Source organism: Enterococcus sp. AZ015 (assembly GCF_050499225.1).
GTDB lineage: Bacteria > Bacillota > Bacilli > Lactobacillales > Enterococcaceae > Enterococcus_D > Enterococcus_D entomosocium.
Genome location: NZ_JBMHEX010000001.1, coordinates 3,510,825 through 3,532,059 on the forward strand (window position 1 = coordinate 3,510,825; position 21,235 = coordinate 3,532,059).

At 45.2% G+C, this 21,235-nt stretch carries 13 protein-coding genes, 8 tRNA genes, 3 rRNA genes and 1 other annotated feature; of the genes, 6 read left to right on the forward strand and 18 right to left on the reverse strand.

All coding sequences use genetic code 11. The features are described from left to right. Window positions 1-15: 15 nt before the first annotated feature. The 17 genes from IGK85_RS16395 to IGK85_RS16475 all read right to left on the reverse strand — a co-directional run bounded on the left by IGK85_RS16395 (window position 16) and on the right by IGK85_RS16475 (window position 10,974). Window positions 16-1,377, reverse strand: a complete 1,362-nt coding sequence (locus tag IGK85_RS16395; protein WP_008381675.1) for an NlpC/P60 family protein — start codon at window positions 1,375-1,377, stop codon at window positions 16-18. 185 nt (window positions 1,378-1,562) lie between these two features. Next, on the reverse strand, window positions 1,563-2,072 hold the full coding sequence (mreD, locus tag IGK85_RS16400; RefSeq protein WP_008381673.1) for a rod shape-determining protein MreD: 510 nt from the start codon (window positions 2,070-2,072) through the stop codon (window positions 1,563-1,565). A gap of 2 nt (window positions 2,073-2,074) precedes the next feature. Then, complete coding sequence (gene mreC / locus IGK85_RS16405) at window positions 2,075-2,932, reverse strand: rod shape-determining protein MreC (RefSeq protein WP_005232949.1); 858 nt, start codon at window positions 2,930-2,932, stop codon at window positions 2,075-2,077. Between the two features lie 142 nt (window positions 2,933-3,074). Then, complete coding sequence (locus IGK85_RS16410; RefSeq protein ID WP_005232948.1) at window positions 3,075-3,707, reverse strand: thiamine diphosphokinase; 633 nt, start codon at window positions 3,705-3,707, stop codon at window positions 3,075-3,077. Next, window positions 3,708-4,361, reverse strand: coding sequence for a ribulose-phosphate 3-epimerase (gene rpe / locus IGK85_RS16415; protein ID WP_008381670.1), 654 nt, complete (start codon window positions 4,359-4,361; stop codon window positions 3,708-3,710). A 9-nt stretch (window positions 4,362-4,370) separates the two neighbouring features. Beyond that, complete coding sequence (gene rsgA, locus IGK85_RS16420; protein WP_005232946.1) at window positions 4,371-5,255, reverse strand: ribosome small subunit-dependent GTPase A; 885 nt, start codon at window positions 5,253-5,255, stop codon at window positions 4,371-4,373. 103 nt (window positions 5,256-5,358) lie between these two features. Then, window positions 5,359-5,432 (reverse strand) — tRNA-Pro (locus IGK85_RS16425). Window positions 5,433-5,462: 30 nt separating this feature from the next. Further along, window positions 5,463-5,536: transfer RNA gene (locus tag IGK85_RS16430), tRNA-Arg, on the reverse strand. Between the two features lie 11 nt (window positions 5,537-5,547). After that, window positions 5,548-5,633, reverse strand: a tRNA-Leu gene (locus IGK85_RS16435). Window positions 5,634-5,651: 18 nt separating this feature from the next. Beyond that, window positions 5,652-5,723 (reverse strand) — tRNA-Gly (locus IGK85_RS16440). 10 nt (window positions 5,724-5,733) lie between these two features. Beyond that, window positions 5,734-5,806, reverse strand: a tRNA-Thr gene (locus IGK85_RS16445). Between the two features lie 7 nt (window positions 5,807-5,813). Continuing rightward, window positions 5,814-5,895 (reverse strand) — tRNA-Leu (locus tag IGK85_RS16450). A 14-nt stretch (window positions 5,896-5,909) separates the two neighbouring features. Next, window positions 5,910-5,982, reverse strand: a tRNA-Lys gene (locus IGK85_RS16455). A gap of 3 nt (window positions 5,983-5,985) precedes the next feature. Next, window positions 5,986-6,058 (reverse strand) — tRNA-Val (locus IGK85_RS16460). Between the two features lie 16 nt (window positions 6,059-6,074). After that, window positions 6,075-6,190: ribosomal RNA gene (gene rrf, locus IGK85_RS16465) — 5S ribosomal RNA — on the reverse strand. Window positions 6,191-6,271: 81 nt separating this feature from the next. Beyond that, a 23S ribosomal RNA gene (locus tag IGK85_RS16470) occupies window positions 6,272-9,186 on the reverse strand. 228 nt (window positions 9,187-9,414) lie between these two features. Beyond that, window positions 9,415-10,974: ribosomal RNA gene (locus tag IGK85_RS16475) — 16S ribosomal RNA — on the reverse strand. The 16S, 23S and 5S rRNA genes sit together here with 8 tRNA genes alongside, the layout of an rRNA operon. Window positions 10,975-11,688: 714 nt before the next feature. Between IGK85_RS16475 and IGK85_RS16480 the strand changes: the two genes are divergently transcribed. The 4 genes from IGK85_RS16480 to IGK85_RS16495 all read left to right on the forward strand — a co-directional run bounded on the left by IGK85_RS16480 (window position 11,689) and on the right by IGK85_RS16495 (window position 16,952). After that, on the forward strand, window positions 11,689-12,378 hold the full coding sequence (locus IGK85_RS16480; RefSeq protein WP_008376963.1) for a response regulator transcription factor: 690 nt from the start codon (window positions 11,689-11,691) through the stop codon (window positions 12,376-12,378). Then, window positions 12,368-13,576, forward strand: a complete 1,209-nt coding sequence (locus IGK85_RS16485) for a sensor histidine kinase (protein WP_005232945.1) — start codon at window positions 12,368-12,370, stop codon at window positions 13,574-13,576. The genes IGK85_RS16480 and IGK85_RS16485 overlap by 11 nt, the downstream gene beginning before the upstream one ends. 35 nt (window positions 13,577-13,611) lie before the next feature. Continuing rightward, window positions 13,612-13,809: a binding site (T-box leader), on the forward strand. A 57-nt stretch (window positions 13,810-13,866) separates the two neighbouring features. Continuing rightward, entirely contained in the window at window positions 13,867-15,144 is a 1,278-nt protein-coding gene (gene serS, locus IGK85_RS16490; protein ID WP_005232944.1) for a serine--tRNA ligase, read from the forward strand. A gap of 287 nt (window positions 15,145-15,431) precedes the next feature. Further along, window positions 15,432-16,952, forward strand: coding sequence for a polysaccharide deacetylase family protein (locus tag IGK85_RS16495; RefSeq protein WP_008376962.1), 1,521 nt, complete (start codon window positions 15,432-15,434; stop codon window positions 16,950-16,952). Window positions 16,953-17,021: 69 nt separating this feature from the next. Here the strand turns inward: IGK85_RS16495 and IGK85_RS16500 are convergent, their stop codons facing one another. After that, on the reverse strand, window positions 17,022-17,648 hold the full coding sequence (locus IGK85_RS16500) for a TetR/AcrR family transcriptional regulator (RefSeq protein ID WP_005232942.1): 627 nt from the start codon (window positions 17,646-17,648) through the stop codon (window positions 17,022-17,024). Between the two features lie 85 nt (window positions 17,649-17,733). On the opposite strand from IGK85_RS16500, the gene IGK85_RS16505 reads away from it, so the two are divergent. Both IGK85_RS16505 and IGK85_RS16510 read left to right on the forward strand, forming a co-directional pair. Then, complete coding sequence (locus IGK85_RS16505; protein ID WP_008376960.1) at window positions 17,734-18,435, forward strand: ABC transporter ATP-binding protein; 702 nt, start codon at window positions 17,734-17,736, stop codon at window positions 18,433-18,435. Window positions 18,436-18,444: 9 nt separating this feature from the next. Then, entirely contained in the window at window positions 18,445-21,150 is a 2,706-nt protein-coding gene (locus IGK85_RS16510; protein WP_429972330.1) for an FtsX-like permease family protein, read from the forward strand. Window positions 21,151-21,235 lie beyond the last annotated feature (85 nt).

Below are 21,235 nucleotides of genomic sequence, written 5' to 3' on the forward strand. Positions count from 1 at the left end.
ATAGCTTCAATTGATTTAGTTTACGCGCACCGCGAAATCTGGTGAGTAATAAGAGTAACTGCTGACAGAAACATTTTGACCAGGTGTTGGTGCATGAACGTATTGTCCGTTACCCATAGCGATCGCCACGTGGTGTGTGCTTCCGCGGCTACCCCAGAATAACAAATCACCGGCTTTTGCTTCGTTGATCGAAATTACCGTACCGGAAAATTCTTGTGCGTACGTTACCCGTGGTAATGAGATCCCAACTTTAGCAAATACATATTGTGTAAAGCCAGAACAGTCAAAGCCGTCTGGTGTCGTACCACCCCAAACATAAGGGGTACCAATGTATTTCATTGCTTCTGCTACGATTGCTGAACCATTGACCGTTTGTGCGGGTGCAGGAGTACTGCTTGAACCGTTGCTGCTATTATTTGATCCTTGGTTGTTATTGCTATTGTTATTATTGGCAGGTGTCGATGGTGTCGTATTTGCTGAACCGCTGCCTTGTGATGAACTGCCTTGCGTAGTATCAGTCGTCGTACTAGAATTTGTTGTGGCGCTTGATGTCGTTGAATTCGACGTTGAAGATTCGCTTGGTGCTGCTTCCTGAGTAGCTGCTTCAGCTGCTGCCGCTTCTTGAGCCGCTGCTTCTTGTGCTGCTTGTTCACGAGCTGCTGCTGCCGCCGCTTCTTCTGCAGCGATGCGAGCTTGTTCTGCTTCGTATTCTTCTTTTTGTTTTTCTAAATCAGCTTTTTCATCTTCTTTAGATGCTTGTTGAACAGCCAATTCCGCTTGCAAAACATTCAAATCAGCTTGTTTGGCTTGTAGATCCCCTAATTGTGTTTCTAATTCAAATTGGTTCGCTGCGATCTCTGCCAATTTATCGTCGTTTTCCGCTTTTTTCGCTTCAACTGCTTCTTGGTCTGCTTTTTGTTGATCCACAAGATCTTTGTTAGCATTGACGATCGTCGTCATTGCTTGCACACGGCCAATAGCATCTGTTAAAGAGTCAGCTTCTAATACTGCATCAATAAAGTTCGTGCTTTGTCCATTGACTTGAACATCACGAGCTTGTTTTTGGATCGCTTCTTCACGCTTTTCGATTCTGACTTTCAAATCGGCAATTTCTTGCTTCAACTTTTCAGAATCCGCACGCAAATCCCCTTGTTGTTGCAACAAAGTTTGGGCTTTTTCATTGATTGCAGTCACGTCGCTTTCAAGTGCTGCTACTTGTGACTGGATGCTCGCTTGCTGGTTTTGCAAGTCAGAGATCTCTTGATTTTTTTCTTCAATTTTATTGTCAAAATCTGATGCAAAGACAAGTGTCGGTGCTGCTGCAGAAGTAAGAACAATTGAACTTACTAACAATAAAGATAAAATTCGCTTTTTCACTCTTCATTCCTCCGGTTGTTGCTTCCCCTAATATGGTTTTTTTATGTATAAATGCTTAAGAATACCTAAAGTCCTTCACGATAGTGTGATTGTAACACAGCCGTATGTCAGAGAGATAAAAGGAATATTACAAAAACATTTCAATCTCTGTTATTTTTATACAGTCAAACGCAAAAAAAATGAAGCTATTCGTCTTTGAATAGCTTCATGAATGGAACAACTAAAAGGATAAACAAAAGGATGTTCAATAAAAGCGTTGGTGCTAAAAAGCGGGAAACAAAGAATGACGTGCTAACTGATGCGATCTTAAACAGCAATTGAACCCCCAATGTTACAACTTCTAAGCTTGTAACAAAGATGATCATTCCGAAAAACATGGTAAATACATTTTGATAAAGCGTATTTTTCAAAATATACATAATCCACACGATCAAGGGAAACGCCACCGTGTAGATGCCGATCACACCGACATAATACACGTCATAGAGACAGCCGATCACCAGAGCCGTGGTGATCAAAAAGTTTTTCGGCAAATACTTCGCGCCACACAAAAGGGCGATCAATAAAAGATGCGCACTGGCGATATAATTGTCTTGGGTCCATTTTTCCAAAAAACGCGTCAGTTGTCCATCTGCCAACATCATCAAAAAGAAGACGCCCGCTGCCAGGTATTTGATGTAGTCATGCTTTTTCATGGCTATTCCTCACCTGCCAAGCGTTTGATAATCGTTACTGCTTGAATATCATACATTTGGGCATACGGTTTTACAAATACTTGGGTATCAAGACCAAACTCATCTTTGGTGGTACGGATCACTGTTCCGATCGCTAAGTCGGCGGGCGAGTTTCCTCCTAATCCAGAGGTCTGCACGACATCGCCTTCCTTCAGCTCATTGTCCCCCGTCAATTGGGTAATGACTAAGGAACGTTCTTTTTGATCGTAACTACTTAGGATCCCAAAGTTTGACCCATCTTCGCCGCTGATCCGAACCGGATAGTGGTTGGAATTCTGGTTTTCAGAAGTCAAAAGTTCAATTTTAGAAGAAGCTGCATTGACCTCAATGACACGACCAATCAAGCCTTTTTGCGACATGACTGCCATGTTGACCTCAACACCATCTCTTGAGCCGCGGTCCACGATCAGCATATCTTGCCAAGTATCAGGTGACCGATTGATGACATTAGCGGAGATCCGTTCATAATTCGTCAAGGTTGCATTCAGCTCTAGCTCTTCTTTCAAGGCATCGATTTCTCTTTGCGCATTGTCCTTCGCTTGTTCCAGTTCCTCAAAACTGTCCAATTTCTCTTTTAAACGTTCATTTTCTTCATAGGTCACAAACAAATTTTTGACTGAATTGGCACCATTTTCGATCCAACGAAAAGGAGCGGTAATCATTTTATCGATAAAGCCAACGGAGTCATTGACCGTAGATTGCACGGCATTGGTGGAGTTTCCCGCTGCTCGGCGGGCGATCGTCACGCTTAATACGGTGACAACTAAAATCACAATAATCAATGTGATGATAATATTTTTATTAGGATTAAACTTTTTCACAAAGACACCTCAAATAATTCCAAACTGTAGTTCCAATTTTACCATTAATACCCTGCAAACAAAAGCTAAGTTGTCCGTCTTAATGTTTTTTTTGTAATTAAGTTTCTGAAATTTTCAACAAAAAAAAGAGACGTTCCGTCTCTTAATCACAACTTTGAATGACTGCTATCATCCCGCTGCTAAAGGAAAAACCTGCTGTTTGTGTCAGAAATTCATTGCTAGCATAAGAAGTTGGGTACGGTACTTGGACGTTTTCTAATAAATACTTGCTACCTGTTAACGTCAAATCTGTTACCGGCGTCAAACAGCAATACGCCAAATACTGCATCCCGGGTTCTCTTTCCAATTGATAGGTGCCTGGTAAAAAGAACTGAACGACATTTTGACGATCTAAAAAACGCAGATTTGGGGCAAATGGACGAAACCGATCTTCTAAAACTAACCACAGATTGGCTAAAAGATGGTCAAGGCGTCCCCCCGTTGCACCAATCACGTCGATTTGCGCTTCTGGATAAAGACGCAACGTCTCAACCAATGCCAATTGAGTATCTGTATCATCTTTTTCAGCAGGGGCTTGGATCACTGTCTTAACTTGTTGTTTGACCGCTTGCAGTTCTGCTGCGGTCAGGGAGTCGAAATCACCGATTGCCAGATCGACTGGCCGTTGGTGCTGAAGCAAAAACAGGGCCCCACGATCAATTCCAATGTATTTATCATACGCCATCAACTGTGGCCAATTTTCAGGACTTCCACCTGCCGCTAACAAAATCTTCATTTATTGCAAAGCTTCTTTCAAGGCTCTGATTTGCGCCGCAGGTTCATCGGCATCGTAAATATAGCTTCCTGCTACAAAGACATTTGCGCCTGCTTCCAGGCAGCGTTTGGCTGTCTCAGGAACGATCCCGCCATCTACTTCGATATCATAATGGTAGCCTTTTTCTTCTTTTAAAGCAGCCAACGCCGCAATTTTTTCCAGTGATTCTTCAATAAAGGATTGCCCACCAAACCCTGGATTGACCGTCATAACTAACACTTGATCACACATAGATAAAACATGTTCAATGGCTGAAATTGGTGTACCTGGGTTGATGACGATTTCTGCTTTGACATTTTCTGCCACAATCATTTGGATCGCACGATGGATATGAGGCGTTGCTTCCGCGTGGATACCAATGATATCTGCGCCAGCTTCCGCGAAGGCATGGATATACTTTTCTGGCTCGGTGATCATTAGATGAACATCCAACGGCAGCTTGGTAACTGGGCGAATCGCTTTAACGATGTTTGGGCCTAAGGTAATATTAGGGACGAAATGACCGTCCATCACGTCTACGTGAATGTAATCTGCGCCATGGCGCTCTACCAGCTCAATGTCTCTTTGAAGATTTGCAAAATCGGCACTTAAAATAGATGGTGCTAGTTTCATCATGCTTTTCCCTCACTTTTTCTTCTTTTTATAAACCGGACGTCGGTTTTCAATCTCTTCTAAAAATTGCACGTAATTTTTGTAACGAGTTTCAGCAATCTCATTTGCTGCAACTCCCTGTTTAACTGCACAATCAGGTTCATTGAGGTGCATACACTCCCTAAAGCGGCAGTTGGAAGCTACTGCTAAAAAATCAGGGAAGAGCTTTGGTAACTCTACTGCTTCGATTTCCAGAAAATCGATCGAACTAAATCCTGGTGTATCGGCAACCAATCCATCACAAATCGGCAAGAGCTCCACATGACGGGTCGTATGTTTCCCCCGTCCGAGAGATTCTGAGATCACTCCTGTTTCCAATGCCAATTCCGGGACGATTCGATTCAATAGCGTAGACTTTCCAGCACCGGATTGCCCCATAAAGACGGTGATCCGCTCAGGGAAGTACCGTTGAAGTTCCAATAGATCTTCGCCTTCTGCTTTTGACGTGATCACGTGGTAGCCAATTGCTTGATAGGTCTCCTCAATTGCTTTCATTGCGGCAAGATCTTTCACAAGATCCGCTTTTGTCAAAAAGATGATCGGTTCGATCCCCTCATACTCTAAGGTCACCAAAAAGCGATCCAATAGATTATAGGAAAAGTTCGGCTCAACTAGACTTGTCACGACCACTCCTTGATCCACATTTGCGACTGGCGGTCGAACCAGCTCATTTTTTCGCGGCAAGATCTCTAAAAGATAGCCGTCTGTTTGATTGCTGCTTTCAAAAATCACTTCATCCCCAACCAAAGGAGTGATTTTTCGATTTCGAAAATTTCCTCGAGCGCGGGTTTGAAAGATTTCATCTTCTGATGCCACATAATAAAATCCGCTTAGCGCTTTGATGATTTGTCCCTTCAAACAATTTCCTCCTCGTTTTTTACTATTGTATCATATTTTCAGGTCTTCTCACTGGCTGAAAACACAAAAAAAGCCTGAAGCGAATGCTTCAAGCATCAAAAAATCGGGAAGACAGGATTCGAACCTGCGACCCCTTGGTCCCAAACCAAGTGCTCTACCAAGCTGAGCTACTTCCCGATAATAAAAATGAAACAAATAAAAAGACTACGCGCCCAAGAGGAGTCGAACCCCTAACCTTTTGATCCGTAGTCAAACACTCTATCCAATTGAGCTATGGGCGCATATTATGAAATGCCGAGGACCGGAATCGAACCGGTACGGTGATCACTCACCGCAGGATTTTAAGTCCTGTGCGTCTGCCAGTTCCGCCACCCCGGCTGAAAATTGCTAAGGCAAAGCGGAAAACGGGGTTCGAACCCGCGACCCCCACCTTGGCAAGGTGGTGCTCTACCACTGAGCTATTTCCGCGTATTCCTGATGCCGGCTAAAGGACTTGAACCCTCGACCCTCTGATTACAAATCAGATGCTCTACCAACTGAGCTAAGCCGGCAATGAAGTGCGGGTGAAGGGACTTGAACCCCCACGCCCGAAGGCGCTAGATCCTAAATCTAGTGCGTCTGCCAATTCCGCCACACCCGCATAGGTTATTACTATGAGTCGTACAGGGCTCGAACCTGTGACCCTCTGATTAAAAGTCAGATGCTCTACCAACTGAGCTAACGACTCATATGGGGGTTAACGGGATCGAACCGCTGACCCTCTGCTTGTAAGGCAGATGCTCTCCCAGCTGAGCTAAACCCCCATAAGGTAAAAAAAACGCGTGGCGACGTCCTACTCTCACAAAGGGAAACCCTTCACTACAATCGGCGCTAAGAAGCTTAACTTCTGTGTTCGGCATGGTTACAGGTGTATCCTTCTTGCTATCGCCACCACACTATTCAATTGAGTAAGTCTTGCTCACTCAAAACTGGATCGAAGAAATCAAAACGCTACGAGTTTACGTGCTTTTTTCTTTTTGGTTAAGTCCTCGATCGATTAGTATCAGTCCGCTCCAACCATCACTGGCCTTCCACTTCTGACCTATCTACCTGATCATCTCTCAGGGATCTTACTTTCTTAAAGAAATGGGAAATCTCATCTTGAGGTGGGCTTCACACTTAGATGCTTTCAGCGTTTATCCCTTCCCTACATAGCTACCCAGCGATGCCTCTGGCGAGACAACTGGTACACCAGCGGTAAGTCCATCCCGGTCCTCTCGTACTAAGGACAGCTCCTCTCAAATTTCCAACGCCCGCGACGGATAGGGACCGAACTGTCTCACGACGTTCTGAACCCAGCTCGCGTGCCGCTTTAATGGGCGAACAGCCCAACCCTTGGGACCGACTACAGCCCCAGGATGCGACGAGCCGACATCGAGGTGCCAAACCTCCCCGTCGATGTGGACTCTTGGGGGAGATAAGCCTGTTATCCCCAGGGTAGCTTTTATCCGTTGAGCGATGGCCCTTCCATGCGGAACCACCGGATCACTAAGCCCGACTTTCGTCCCTGCTCGAGTTGTAGCTCTCGCAGTCAAGCTCCCTTCTGCCTTTACACTCTTCGAATGATTTCCAACCATTCTGAGGGAACCTTTGGGCGCCTCCGTTACCTTTTAGGAGGCGACCGCCCCAGTCAAACTGCCCATCTGACACTGTCTCCCAGCCCGATAAGGGCTGCGGGTTAGAGTGGCCATAACGCAAGGGTAGTATCCCACCATTGCCTCCATCGAAACTGGCGTCCCGATCTCTACGGCTCCTACCTATCCTGTACATGCGGTACAGACACTCAATATCAAACTACAGTAAAGCTCCATGGGGTCTTTCCGTCCTGTCGCGGGTAACCTGCATCTTCACAGGTACTAAAATTTCACCGAGTCTCTCGTTGAGACAGTGCCCAAATCGTTACGCCTTTCGTGCGGGTCGGAACTTACCCGACAAGGAATTTCGCTACCTTAGGACCGTTATAGTTACGGCCGCCGTTTACTGGGGCTTCAATTCGTACCTTCGCTTACGCTAAGCACTCCTCTTAACCTTCCAGCACCGGGCAGGCGTCAGCCCCTATACGTCATCTTTCGATTTTGCAGAGACCTGTGTTTTTGATAAACAGTCGCTTGGGCCTATTCACTGCGGCTGCTCGTTAGAGCAGCACCCCTTCTCCCGAAGTTACGGGGTCATTTTGCCGAGTTCCTTAACGAGAGTTCTCTCGCTCACCTTAGGATTCTCTCCTCGACTACCTGTGTCGGTTTGCGGTACGGGCCGTTGTTTTCTCACTAGAAGCTTTTCTTGGCAGTGTGACATCAGAAGCTTCGGTACTATTATTTCCCTCCTCATCACAGCTTGTCCGTATAGGTAGAAGCATTTGACTCCTACCAAGACTTACTGCTTGAACAGACATATCCATCAGTCTGCACTTCTTAGCCTCCTGCGTCCCTCCATTGCTCAAACAAAAACAACGGGTACAGGAATATCAACCTGTTGTCCATCGCCTACGCCTGTCGGCCTCGGCTTAGGTCCCGACTAACCCTGGGCGGACGAGCCTTCCCCAGGAAACCTTAGTCATTCGGTGGACAGGATTCTCACCTGTCTTTCGCTACTCATACCGGCATTCTCACTTCTAAGCGCTCCAGCAGTCCTCACGATCTGCCTTCAACGCCCTTAGAACGCTCTCCTACCAATGCACCTAATGGTGCACTCCACAGCTTCGGTAAACTATTTAGCCCCGGTACATTTTCGGCGCAGGGTCACTCGACTAGTGAGCTATTACGCACTCTTTAAATGGTGGCTGCTTCTAAGCCAACATCCTAGTTGTCTGTGCAACCCCACATCCTTTTCCACTTAATAGTTATTTGGGGACCTTAGCTGGTGGTCTGGGCTGTTTCCCTTTCGACTATGGATCTTATCACTCACAGTCTGACTCCCGGATATGAATGAATGGCATTCGGAGTTTATCTGAATTCGGTAACCCGAGATGGGCCCCTAGTCCAAACAGTGCTCTACCTCCATCATTCTCAATTCCGAGGCTAGCCCTAAAGCTATTTCGGAGAGAACCAGCTATCTCCAAGTTCGTTTGGAATTTCTCCGCTACCCACACCTCATCCCCGCACTTTTCAACGTACGTGGGTTCGGTCCTCCAGTGCGTTTTACCGCACCTTCAACCTGGACATGGGTAGATCACATGGTTTCGGGTCTACGACAACATACTCATTCGCCCTATTCAGACTCGCTTTCGCTACGGCTCCGTCTCTTCAACTTAACCTCGCATGCTATCGTAACTCGCCGGTTCATTCTACAAAAGGCACGCTATCACCCATTAACGGGCTCTAACTTGTTGTAGGCACACGGTTTCAGGATCTATTTCACTCCCCTTCCGGGGTGCTTTTCACCTTTCCCTCACGGTACTGGTTCACTATCGGTCACTAGGGAGTATTTAGCCTTGGGAGATGGTCCTCCCGGATTCCGACGGAATTCCTCGTGTTCCGCCGTACTCAGGATCCTCCTAGGTGTTATCCAAATTTCGCCTACGGGGTTTTTACCCTCTTTGACATACTTTTCCAAGTATTTCGACTATCTGAATAGACTACCATATCGGAGTCCTACAACCCCAACAAGCAAGCTTGTTGGTTTGGGCTTTTCCCGTTTCGCTCGCCGCTACTCAGGGAATCGAATTTTCTTTCTCTTCCTGCAGGTACTTAGATGTTTCAGTTCTCTGCGTCTACCTCGACTGCGCTATGTATTCACGCAGACGTAACATCCTATAAAAGATGCTGGGTTTCCCCATTCGGAAATCTCTGGATCATAGCTTACTTACAGCTCCCCAAAGCATATCGGTGTTAGTCCCGTCCTTCATCGGCTCCTAGTGCCAAGGCATCCACCGTGCGCCCTTATTCACTTAACCTTTGACCTTACGGTCGGTTTTGAGTACTTCTTCTAGCGATAGAAGGTTGCTCAAGAAAATAAGCGTTGAACTTATTAAAAAACTCTTTTAACATTTCAACTCGGTGTGTGTTACTTGTTTTGATTTTTTCTTCGATATCCAGTTTTCAATGAACAAATTTGTTTGAGAGTAGACCTCTCAAAACTGAACAAAGGCAAACGATGTGTAGTCTTCCGAAATATTCCTTAGAAAGGAGGTGATCCAGCCGCACCTTCCGATACGGCTACCTTGTTACGACTTCACCCCAATCATCTATCCCACCTTAGGCGGCTGGCTCCAAAAAGGTTACCTCACCGACTTCGGGTGTTACAAACTCTCGTGGTGTGACGGGCGGTGTGTACAAGGCCCGGGAACGTATTCACCGCGGCGTGCTGATCCGCGATTACTAGCGATTCCGGCTTCATGTAGGCGAGTTGCAGCCTACAATCCGAACTGAGAGAAGCTTTAAGAGATTAGCTTAGCCTCGCGACTTCGCAACTCGTTGTACTTCCCATTGTAGCACGTGTGTAGCCCAGGTCATAAGGGGCATGATGATTTGACGTCATCCCCACCTTCCTCCGGTTTGTCACCGGCAGTCTCGCTAGAGTGCCCAACTAAATGATGGCAACTAACAATAAGGGTTGCGCTCGTTGCGGGACTTAACCCAACATCTCACGACACGAGCTGACGACAACCATGCACCACCTGTCACTTTGCCCCCGAAGGGGAAGCTCTATCTCTAGAGTGGTCAAAGGATGTCAAGACCTGGTAAGGTTCTTCGCGTTGCTTCGAATTAAACCACATGCTCCACCGCTTGTGCGGGCCCCCGTCAATTCCTTTGAGTTTCAACCTTGCGGTCGTACTCCCCAGGCGGAGTGCTTAATGCGTTTGCTGCAGCACTGAAGGGCGGAAACCCTCCAACACTTAGCACTCATCGTTTACGGCGTGGACTACCAGGGTATCTAATCCTGTTCGCTCCCCACGCTTTCGAGCCTCAGCGTCAGTTACAGACCAGAGAGCCGCCTTCGCCACTGGTGTTCCTCCATATATCTACGCATTTCACCGCTACACATGGAATTCCACTCTCCTCTTCTGCACTCAAGTCTCCCAGTTTCCAATGACCCTCCCCGGTTGAGCCGGGGGCTTTCACATCAGACTTAAGAAACCGCCTGCGCTCGCTTTACGCCCAATAAATCCGGACAACGCTTGCCACCTACGTATTACCGCGGCTGCTGGCACGTAGTTAGCCGTGGCTTTCTGGTTAGATACCGTCAAGGGATGAACGTTCTACTCTCATCCTTGTTCTTCTCTAACAACAGAGTTTTACGATCCGAAAACCTTCTTCACTCACGCGGCGTTGCTCGGTCAGACTTTCGTCCATTGCCGAAGATTCCCTACTGCTGCCTCCCGTAGGAGTCTGGGCCGTGTCTCAGTCCCAGTGTGGCCGATCACCCTCTCAGGTCGGCTATGCATCGTTGCCTTGGTGAGCCGTTACCTCACCAACTAGCTAATGCACCGCGGGTCCATCCATCAGTGACGCAAAAGCGCCTTTCAACTTTCTTCCATGCGGAAAATAGTGTTATACGGTATTAGCACCTGTTTCCAAGTGTTATCCCCTTCTGATGGGCAGGTTACCCACGTGTTACTCACCCGTTCGCCACTCTTTTTCTTTCGGTGGAGCAAGCTCCGGTGAAAGAAAAAGCGTTCGACTTGCATGTATTAGGCACGCCGCCAGCGTTCGTCCTGAGCCAGGATCAAACTCTCATAATGATTTGTTTGAATGACCATACGGTCATTAAGCTCATAAAAATTAACTTTGCTAGCTATTGCTTGCATGTATTTGTTTCAATAAATTGAAACGTCCTACACATTGGTTCGTTTGCTTGCTTTGTTCAGTTTTCAAAGGTCTACAGTGCTGTGTTAGCAACTTTTATATCATATCAGAGCGACAATTGATTGTCAACTCTTTTTTAAAAGTTTTTTTCGCTCGTTGTTTTTCAACTTCGCAGCGGCTGTCTCAGCGACTTCATTAGAATAACAAATGATTTGTTATTTGTCAACAACTTTTTTTAATTAATTTTGTTGATGTATCAACATCGATTAACTATTTTAAAATTGCGACTTCGTTATAATATCATCTGTCGAGCTGTGCGTCAACCACTTTTTTAAATTCTTTTTACGAATTCGTTTAGTCATTTGGCACATGTAATAATATACCAAGACTTGCGCTATTCGTCAACCATAAAATGATTGATAGACCAACGTTTCTAGTTACTCCGTTTCCAAAGATGATTCGTGATTTTTAGTCCGTGATTTCCGCCTTTTTTAAGGACTTTTTCCGTTATTATTTGCCTATCGTTCGTCTTTTTCCTTTTTGTGTTTTCTTAATTCCTATCATTCTTATAAATTTAAGTATGATTTTATCTATTTTGTGGAATATTTGCTAAAATGGAGAAAAGAATATTGTTCCTAGGAGGACCCAGTATGAAAATACTTGTAGCAGATGATGACAAAGAGATCGTAGAACTATTAAGCATTTATTTACACAATGAAGGTTATGAATCGGTCAAAGCATATGATGGAAAAGAAGCACTGACCAAGATCCGCACCACTTCTGATATCGAACTATTGATCTTAGATATCATGATGCCAGAAATGGATGGCATGCAAGTCGTGAAAGAATTGAGAAAAGAATCCCAAATCCCTATTATTATGCTGACCGCTAAAACAACCGATATGGATAAGATTCGTGGATTGGTCGCCGGTGCGGATGATTATGTCACAAAACCTTTCAACCCATTAGAAGTTATGGCCCGGGTAAAATCGCTATTGAGAAGAACCAAGATGCAGGCTGCTTCAAATCAACCAGAGATTCTAGAAGTAAGCTCCCTTATTATCAATCGCGATTCCCATGAAGTAAAAACCGTCGATGGCAACGAAATTCAATTGACTGCATTAGAATTCGGTATCCTCTACTTGCTGGCATCGCATCCGAACCGTGTCTTTAGCGCCGATGAGATTTTTGAACGAGTTTGGAAACAAGAAAGTGTCGTTTCTGCCAAAACAGTTATGGTCCATGTCAGTCACTTACGAGATAAGATCGAAGAAGCCACGGATGGTGAAAAAGTCATCCAAACAGTATGGGGGGTCGGCTACAAAATAGATGCGAAGTAAACCAACTGAAAAAAAGCGCAACACACCAATCGAAAAAAAGAAACGGATCACGCTGACCTCAAAGGAAATCAGTGAGTTATTTGCCGAAGGAATTGTAACGATTGTTCTTTTACTTCTATTAAATATCGCTATTTTGGTCATCTTGACCTCAATCGTTGAAAATTCACCAGATTTAGTTGATGCCATCTACGCATCGAAGAATGCTTTCACATCTGCCTTTAATACAGATATCTTCCGCAGTGGGCGCAACTTCATTCTACCGATGTTCTTCCTATTAGATGTGATCGTCTTATATTGGCGTTTGATTCGTCGCTACCATCAAATGCAGCTACGTCACATTATCAGCGAGCTTCATTTTATTGCGGAAGGCAATTACGATCATCGCATCCCCTTCGAGTTACGGGGCGATTTAAGTCGGATCGTTTCTAATATCAATGGCTTAGTCGACAGTACGGTGGCGGCGATTGAAGATGAACGGCGGATCGAGCAATCCAAAGATGAGCTGATTACCAATGTCAGTCATGACATTCGAACACCGTTGACTTCGATCATCGGCTATTTAGGTCTAATTGAAGATCGACAATACCATTCAGAAGAAGAATTGCTGAAATATACCCATACGGCATATGTCAAAGCCAAGCAAATGAAATCCCTCGTCGATGATTTGTTTGAATACACAAAAGTGCGCCAGCCTAGCGTCCCAATCAATGTGATGGAATTTGACATGGCCCAGCTAGTGGAACAATTGGCGGCGGACTTTGAATTAGAAGCTAGTCGGAAAGGCATCAAGATTGAAACATACACCCGACCGGAACACATCGAGATGGATGGCGATACCGAAAAACTGGTGCGGGTCTTCAATAACTTGCTTTCGAATGCCTTGAAATACGGCAAAGGCGCCGATAAGATCCGCATGGAAGTCGAGAAAGTCGGGACCGAAGCGATCTTAACAGTCAAAAACAATGGGCAAATGATCCCTAAGCAAGCCCTTGATTCTCTATTCGACCGTTTCTACCGAGTGGAAGAATCCCGCTCTCAAGAAACAGGAGGAACTGGCTTAGGTCTAGCGATCGCTCAAAGCATCGTCGCCTTACATGGCGGCTATATCTATGCCAAGTCAACGCCGGAATGGACGTCCTTTATTATCCATCTCCCGTTGAAACGCAACAACTTATCCAACACACAAACCTATGGTTGACGACCCAACATTTTTTGGGTATGCTAGAGAAAATAATCAAGGCACAGAACCTAGTATATTTTTTTCATCTGTATAGAGAGCTGATGGTTGGTGAAAATCAGTGTTGGAAAAAATAGAATCCAGTTCTTTAACGTGTATTTTTCGAAAGAAAAATCGTTGGCTCACGATACGAGCAGCAAGGGCAGCGCAAGCTGAACTTGGGTGGCACCGCGAATGGTCATTTCGTCCCAAGCAATACGGGATTGGAATGGCCTTTTTTCTATGGAAAAATCAAAGGAGGATGTATCACTATGTTAGATGTAAAAATGATTCGCCAAAATTTTGCTGAAGTACAAAGCAAACTCGCAACACGAGGTGTCCAAAAAGAAGTGTTGGACCGCTTTTTAACACTTGATGAGCGTCGCCGAGAACTCTTAGTCCAAACGGAAGAGCGCAAGAAATTGCGTAATGAGGTTTCTGGTGAGATCGCCGCCTTGAAACGGGCGAAAGAAGATGCGGCAGATAAAATTGCCCAAATGAAAGAAGTCGGCAGCCAAATCAAGCAATTGGATGAAGAGATCGCTCAAATTGATGAAGACATCAAAGAGATCGCCACGACGTTGCCGAACTTGCCCAATGATTCTGTTCCGGTGGGCAAAGATGAAGATGACAATGTAGAAGTCCGCCGTTGGGCAGACCCAAAAACCTTTGCCTTTGAACCAAAACCCCATTGGGAGATCGCAGAAGACTTGGGGATTCTCGACTTTGAGCGAGGTGCCAAAGTTTCTGGTAGCCGTTTTGTTTACTACAAAGGCTTAGGTGCTCGTTTGGAACGTGCCTTATACAACTTCATGTTGGATCAGCATGTTTATGAGCATGGGTATACGGAGATGATCACCCCGTATATAGTCAACAGCCAAGCAATGTTCGGTACTGGGCAATTTCCGAAGTTTAAAGAAGATGTTTTCCAATTGGCAGACACTGATTTGACTTTGATCCCGACTGCGGAAGTACCTTTGACCAACTACTATCAAGGGGAGATCTTAGAACAAGAACAGCTCCCTGCATACTTCACTGCCTTGAGCCCATCATTTCGTTCAGAAGCCGGCAGCGCTGGCCGTGACACTCGCGGTTTGATTCGCTTGCACCAATTCAATAAAGTCGAAATGGTGAAATTCAGTGATGCAGAACATTCTTATGAAGAATTAGAGAAAATGACGGCTAATGCCGAAGATATTTTGCAAAAACTCAATTTACCTTACCGTGTGCTTAGCTTGTGTACAGGAGATATGGGCTTTTCTGCAGCGAAGACCTATGATTTAGAAGTATGGATCCCTGCCCAAGAGATGTATCGTGAGATCAGCTCTTGCTCAAACTGTGAAGACTTCCAAGCACGTCGTGCCATGATCCGTTACCGTGATCAAGAGGGCAAGATTCACTACATGCATACACTAAACGGCTCTGGTTTGGCTGTCGGTCGAACGGTAGCCGCAGTGCTTGAAAATTATCAAAACGAAGACGGCAGTGTAACGGTACCAGAAGTTCTGGTTCCTTATATGGGCGGACTGACAAAAATTGAAAAAGCCTAAGCCTTAGTAACCTCAGTAGCAACCCCTAGAGAACAGTCACACCGCGTGAGCTGTTGCCTAGGGGTTTTCTTGTTCACGTAGCCTATAGTGGTTTCCATCCCCCTAACCACTTTGATCACTTCTTGCAAGAGAAACAACGCAACAAGGCTGTAATTTTTAAGCGAATAATTAGAAAAATCCCTTTGTCTTTTTAATCCTCTATCAGAAACCGGGCATGATCGTTGAAAGTGCCTGTGACTTATGGTAACGTGGGCATAATTTAGGATGGAATGAAGGGAGCTTCACCAATGCCCGAACGAAAGACCTATGCCCGTCGGAGTGACTTGCACAAGAAACCAAACAATAATCAAAAACGAACAGCATCAGCTGAAGAAAGACCGAAAGGACCACCCTCGAGAAAGAAGCCGTATCGGAAAGCAATTTTTTCCTTATTTGCCTTATTATTGATCGTTTTGATCGCAACGGCTGGCTCGGTTCTTTACACCTTGCACCAACAAGAAGTTGCGGCCAAAGCAAAATATGAGGCAGCTGCAGAGAAATTACTGGCATCAATCCAAGCAGAACAAAGCCAAAATGGGTTAAAAACAACGCCTGAAGTGCTCTCAGAAGGAGCAAACAAAGAACTGATCTACCGCCCGCAAGACCTCGATACGTTTCCCATCAAAGATATCAAAGACCGGTTGACAAAAGCCGCTGAGTCATTGCGCAAAAAACAAACGGAAAAAGAAGTCGTCACCGTTGCCCGTATCCAAGCACAAACGGTAGCTGCAAAAGTCTCTACCTATTCATTAAAAGCCGACAGCTATGTATGGAATCGAGAAACCGGTCGTTTTGAAGATGCTGATCGTTTAACAGATGCACCGATCTTCGTATCAGAGAAGACGCAAACCGAATTGTCTTTGAAAGAACTTGTTCCTGATGAAGGCAGCTTATTAGGTATTCAACAAGTCATTCAGCAGAAACTGCTGGATCAAGCCAAGGAACCCGCCAAAATCATCGATGCCGTCTTGGCCATGGAGCGGATCACCTTCGATTCGAAATTTACTTATGATCCGGAAAAGCTGACCATCGAATTGCCAAAAAATCAGACGGAAGCGACAGAAATCACCCTGTCTTACAGCGAGATCGCCCCATTCATTGATCCTGATCTCGTGGCTGCTGACCAACTCAACAATGCCTTGCCAAGTCTTGACCCCAATAAAAAATACGTGGCATTGACCTTTGATGATGGACCCAACAGTACCTCCACTATGGATCTTTTGAACATCTTACAAGAAAATGACGTCAAAGCGACCTTCTTTATGCTGGGACAAATGGTTGAGCAATATCCACAAGCTGCCAAAAAAGTCCAAGAAGCCGGGCACGAGATCGCCAGTCATTCTTACTCTCATCCGCAGCTGAATACTCTTTCAGCGGAAGATTTGCAGGCAGAAGTTACGAAAACCAATAAAGCCATTTACCATGCGACGGGTTTACTACCTAGGAATTTACGGCCACCTTATGGCGCTATCGACAAACAAAGCGCAGAAACCATCGGCATGCCGATCATTCAATGGGACATCGATTCTCAAGACTGGAAATTGAAGGATCCGAAGAAAATCAATGCCTTGGTTCAACAAAATGTCTTTAATGGTGCCATGATCTTGATCCATGATATCCACCCGAAATCTGTGAAAGCCGTACCGGGAGTCATTAAAACACTCAAAAACGAAGGCTACGAATTCGTGACCGTCGATCAATTATTAGAAGCACGGCAAAAACCGTTGCATCAATACTTTGGGATGAACGATGAACGCCTCGTTGATTAAGAGAAAAAGGAACGCAGCAAATTGTCTCTTGCTGCGTTCCTTTTTGGTTATTGGATCATTCCCTCTTTTTTAGCCCTTCTTTTCTTCATACACATTAGTCACAAAAATTTGAATCAATAGATCAGCGACAGCTTTTGGCGGCATCGTTGAAAAATCTTTGAGCCAGCGTTCGATCAAACCGATAGACCCGCAGACAAAAAAGCTAAGGCACAGTTCCAATTCTTCCTCGGAAGCATCTTGAAAGTATTGGGCAAATCGTTTCAAGGTCTCCGGTTTGATTTCTGACAACAAAAGATTCAGCAAATGGCTGTTGTTCAACAAAATCAAATGGGTGGTACTAGGATTCTCATACAAAATCGTCAATAGTTTTTCCAGCCAAAGATCCAATGACAAATTTTCCTGCTGCAAGTTCGATGCGATCTGCTCAACGAGCTCCCCTTCGATCTCCTCCAACAAAGCGGCTGTGTCCTTATAATATTTATAAAATGTTCCCCGATTGATATCTGCTCGTTCCGCAATCTCTTTGATCGTGATTTTGCGATACTCTTTTTCCAACAATAACTCCTGAAAGGCGCGCCGGATCACTTTTTTCGAGTAGATCGTTCGACGGTTCCCGACAGTCCCTACCATATCGTTTCCCCTTTTCTCTGTACATTTAATCAATATTTGTCTATTTAATGACAAATAAGCAAGCATTGAGGATTGCTCTTACTTTTCTTTCTTAGTATACTAACACCATGTGATTAAATCAACACGTGTTTAAAAAATGGAGGCTTTATTAATGAGTTATGTTGAAGTAAAGAATGAATATAAACGCTATCAGATGGGCGAAACCACTATCACTGCCAATAATGATCTTTCCTTTGCCATTGAAGAAGGCGAATTAGTGGTGATTCTTGGACCTAGTGGTGCCGGAAAATCGACCGTTTTGAATATCTTAGGCGGGATGGACTCGCCAGATGAAGGAGAAATCATTATCGACAATGTCGATATCGCGAAGTTTAACGACAAACAATTAACAGAATACCGCCGCACAGACGTTGGGTTTGTCTTCCAGTTTTATAATTTGGTCCCAAATCTGACAGCAAAAGAAAACATTGAATTGGCTACTGAAGTCTCACCGAATGCACTCGATCCTGATGAAGTCTTGGCCCAAGTCGGGTTAGAAAACCGCAAAAACAACTTTCCTTCTCAGCTTTCTGGTGGGGAACAGCAGCGGGTATCGATCGCTCGGGCGTTAGCCAAAAACCCGAAACTGCTACTATGCGATGAACCGACTGGTGCTTTGGACTTTGAAACAGGAAAACAAGTGTTGAAGCTTTTGCAAAACGCTAGCCGGAAAAATGGCAATACGGTGTTGATCATCACCCATAATAGCGCCATTGCCCCGATCGCCGATCGGGTGATCCATATCAACGATGCCACTGTCCGTTCCATTGAAGAGAATCCTCATCCCATCTCGATCGATGAAATCGTTTGGTAGGAGGATCTGATGAAAAATAAGACCTATCTTAAAGCAAGTTTGCGAGAGATTCGCCAATCAAAAGGCCGCTTTATCGCAATCACCTTGATCATTTTTTTAGGAACGTTTCTCTTTGTCGGTGTCAAAGCAACCGGCCCGATCCTGAACCATTCCGCGAGTGAATATGTCAACGGCCAGCAATTAGCAGATCTGCAAGTCACTTCAACACTGGGATTGACAGAGGAAGACATTGATGCCGCGGAAAAAAGCGGTGCTCACACAGAAGCCGCCTATCAATTTTATTACGCTGCCAATTCAGATGAAGTCGTGCAAGTGACCTCCTATGACCCCTCACAGGAACTCAACCAGTTACTGGTGAAGGACGGCCGACTGCCAGAAAAAGCCGATGAAATCGTGCTGGACACCGAAGCAAAAAATTATGGCTGGCAAATAGGTGATACTTTTACGATCGATGATGCCGATAATCTGTCGGACAAAGAGTATACGATCGTTGGGTTTGCCACTTCTCCCATTTATATCAGTGCTGCCGAACGGGGCTATGCAAATGTCGGCAGCGGTGTCGTGACGTACTTTGCTTATGTACCGGAAGAACAGTTCACGATGGAGGTCAAATCGATCCTCTATCTCGCCTTTGATGATGTCGCCGGGCTTGAAACATACTCCGATACGTACACCGACAAGATGGCAGCCCATCAAGAAACGATTGAGGAACTGTTTGCGGACCGTCCTAAGGAACGCTTAGCAGAAATTCAACAAGACGCTTTTGATGAATTAGCCCCTGCAGAAAAAGAAGTCCGCGATGGACAAAAACAGTTAGCTGATGGACAAGCCCAACTGGATCAGGCCAAAGCGGAACTAGAACAACAGCAAGCCGCCTTGGCACAGCTGCCGCCCGTACAACAAGCAGCCCTCGAAGGCCAATTGGCGGCTGGAGAAGCAGAATTGACACAGCAGCAAGACCAATTAGATGAACAGCAACAAGAACTAACCGATGCCCAACAAACACTGGCAGAAAAACGGGCAGAGATCGAAGACTTGGCAGAGCCGACGTATCTTTACAACCAACGCAAAGACAATCCCGGTTTCCAAGAATATGGTGGGCTGTCTGATCGTATCGCAGCGATCGCCAATGTGTTTCCTGTCTTCTTCTTCTTTATCGCTGCGTTGATCACCTTTACGACACTGACGCGGATGGTAGAAGAAAACCGCAAAGAGATCGGTACCTTAAAAGCGATAGGCTATGGCAAAGTCGAGATCTCCCTTAAATATTTGATTTATGCCCTCCTTTCTTCGGCCATTGGCATTATTAGTGGTGCCGTATTAGGAACCGAACTGTTGCCGCGTTTGATCTATTTCCTATCCAGCGAACGGTATCTTTTAGACGGGATTCGCGTCTATTATGTCTGGTCGCCAATTATTTTGTCCGCAATCGCCTTTTTACTGGCGACGCTTGGTGCCTGTCTGTTTGTTCTGATCAAAGAATTGCGGGAAAAACCTGCCCAGCTGCTGCAAGTTCGCGCACCAAAGCCCGGGAAACGGATTTTATTAGAAGCAATTACCCCCTTATGGTCCCGTTTAAGCTTCAATCAAAAAGTCAGCTTCCGTAACATCTTCCGCTACAAATCGCGAATGATCATGGCAATCATTGGCATCGCCGGTTGTACGGGACTGATGGTGGCAGGCGTTGGGTTGAAAGATTCTCTAAGTGCCGTGACTGCAAAACAATTTGGGCCCATTACGGATTATCAAGCCGTCGTGACCTTAAATGATGCGAAGGAAGAAACCGTTGCTGCCGCTGAAACGGTTTTAACAGACGAGCCTCTTGTGACCCATTCGATGCTAGTCTACAATGAAACGATCGAGATTCGACCGACTAACCAAGGAAAACAAAGTCTGACCTTGATGGTTCCGGCAGATCAGGATGCTTTTGCAGACTATGTCCATTTGAAAACGACGGCAGGACAGAAGCTGTCATTAACAGAGGGTGCCGTGCTGACTATGAAGTACGCAGAATTATATGATTTGCACGTTGGCGATACATTGACCTTCTATACCAGCGATCAAGAAGCCTATGAAGTACCTATTAGTGGCATCGCAGAAAATTATTTAGGCAATTCTCTTTATCTGTCGCCGACCGTTTATGAAGAAATCACCAATAGTACCTTTGAACCAAATGCGTTCTTAGTCAAAAGCAAGACGATGACGAAAAAACAAGAGGAAGCTTTATCAACAGCCTTGTTAGATACCGACAAAGTCAAAAACACGACGTTCCTTTCCACTCAGATCAAAATGCAGGATGATTCGATGGGTAACTTGAACGCCATTGTCTTGATCTTAGTTGTATTATCAGGGGCATTAGCCTTTGTCGTCTTGTATAACTTGACCAACATCAATGTTTCCGAGCGGATTCGCGAGCTTTCTACTATCAAAGTATTAGGGTTTTACAATAAGGAAGTGACTATGTACATCATACGAGAAAATATCGTCTTTACGTTATTTGGGATTCTCGCCGGTTACGTGGTAGGTTACTTCTTGACTGACTTTATTTTGATCCAAGCTTCGATGGAGAACATGGTCTTTCCATTAGTGATCAATTGGCCGGCTTATGCTTTAGCCGGTGGCATGACGATTCTCTTTACGATCATCGTGATGTACGTCACCCATGTGAAACTGACTCATGTCAATATGATCGATGCGTTGAAATCAAACGAATAAGTTACTGCTAAAGCGATTTGCTGATCATCCAGCAGCGATTTTAGAGAAAAGGGTGCCGATCTCAGCCATTTTGGCAAGATCGGCA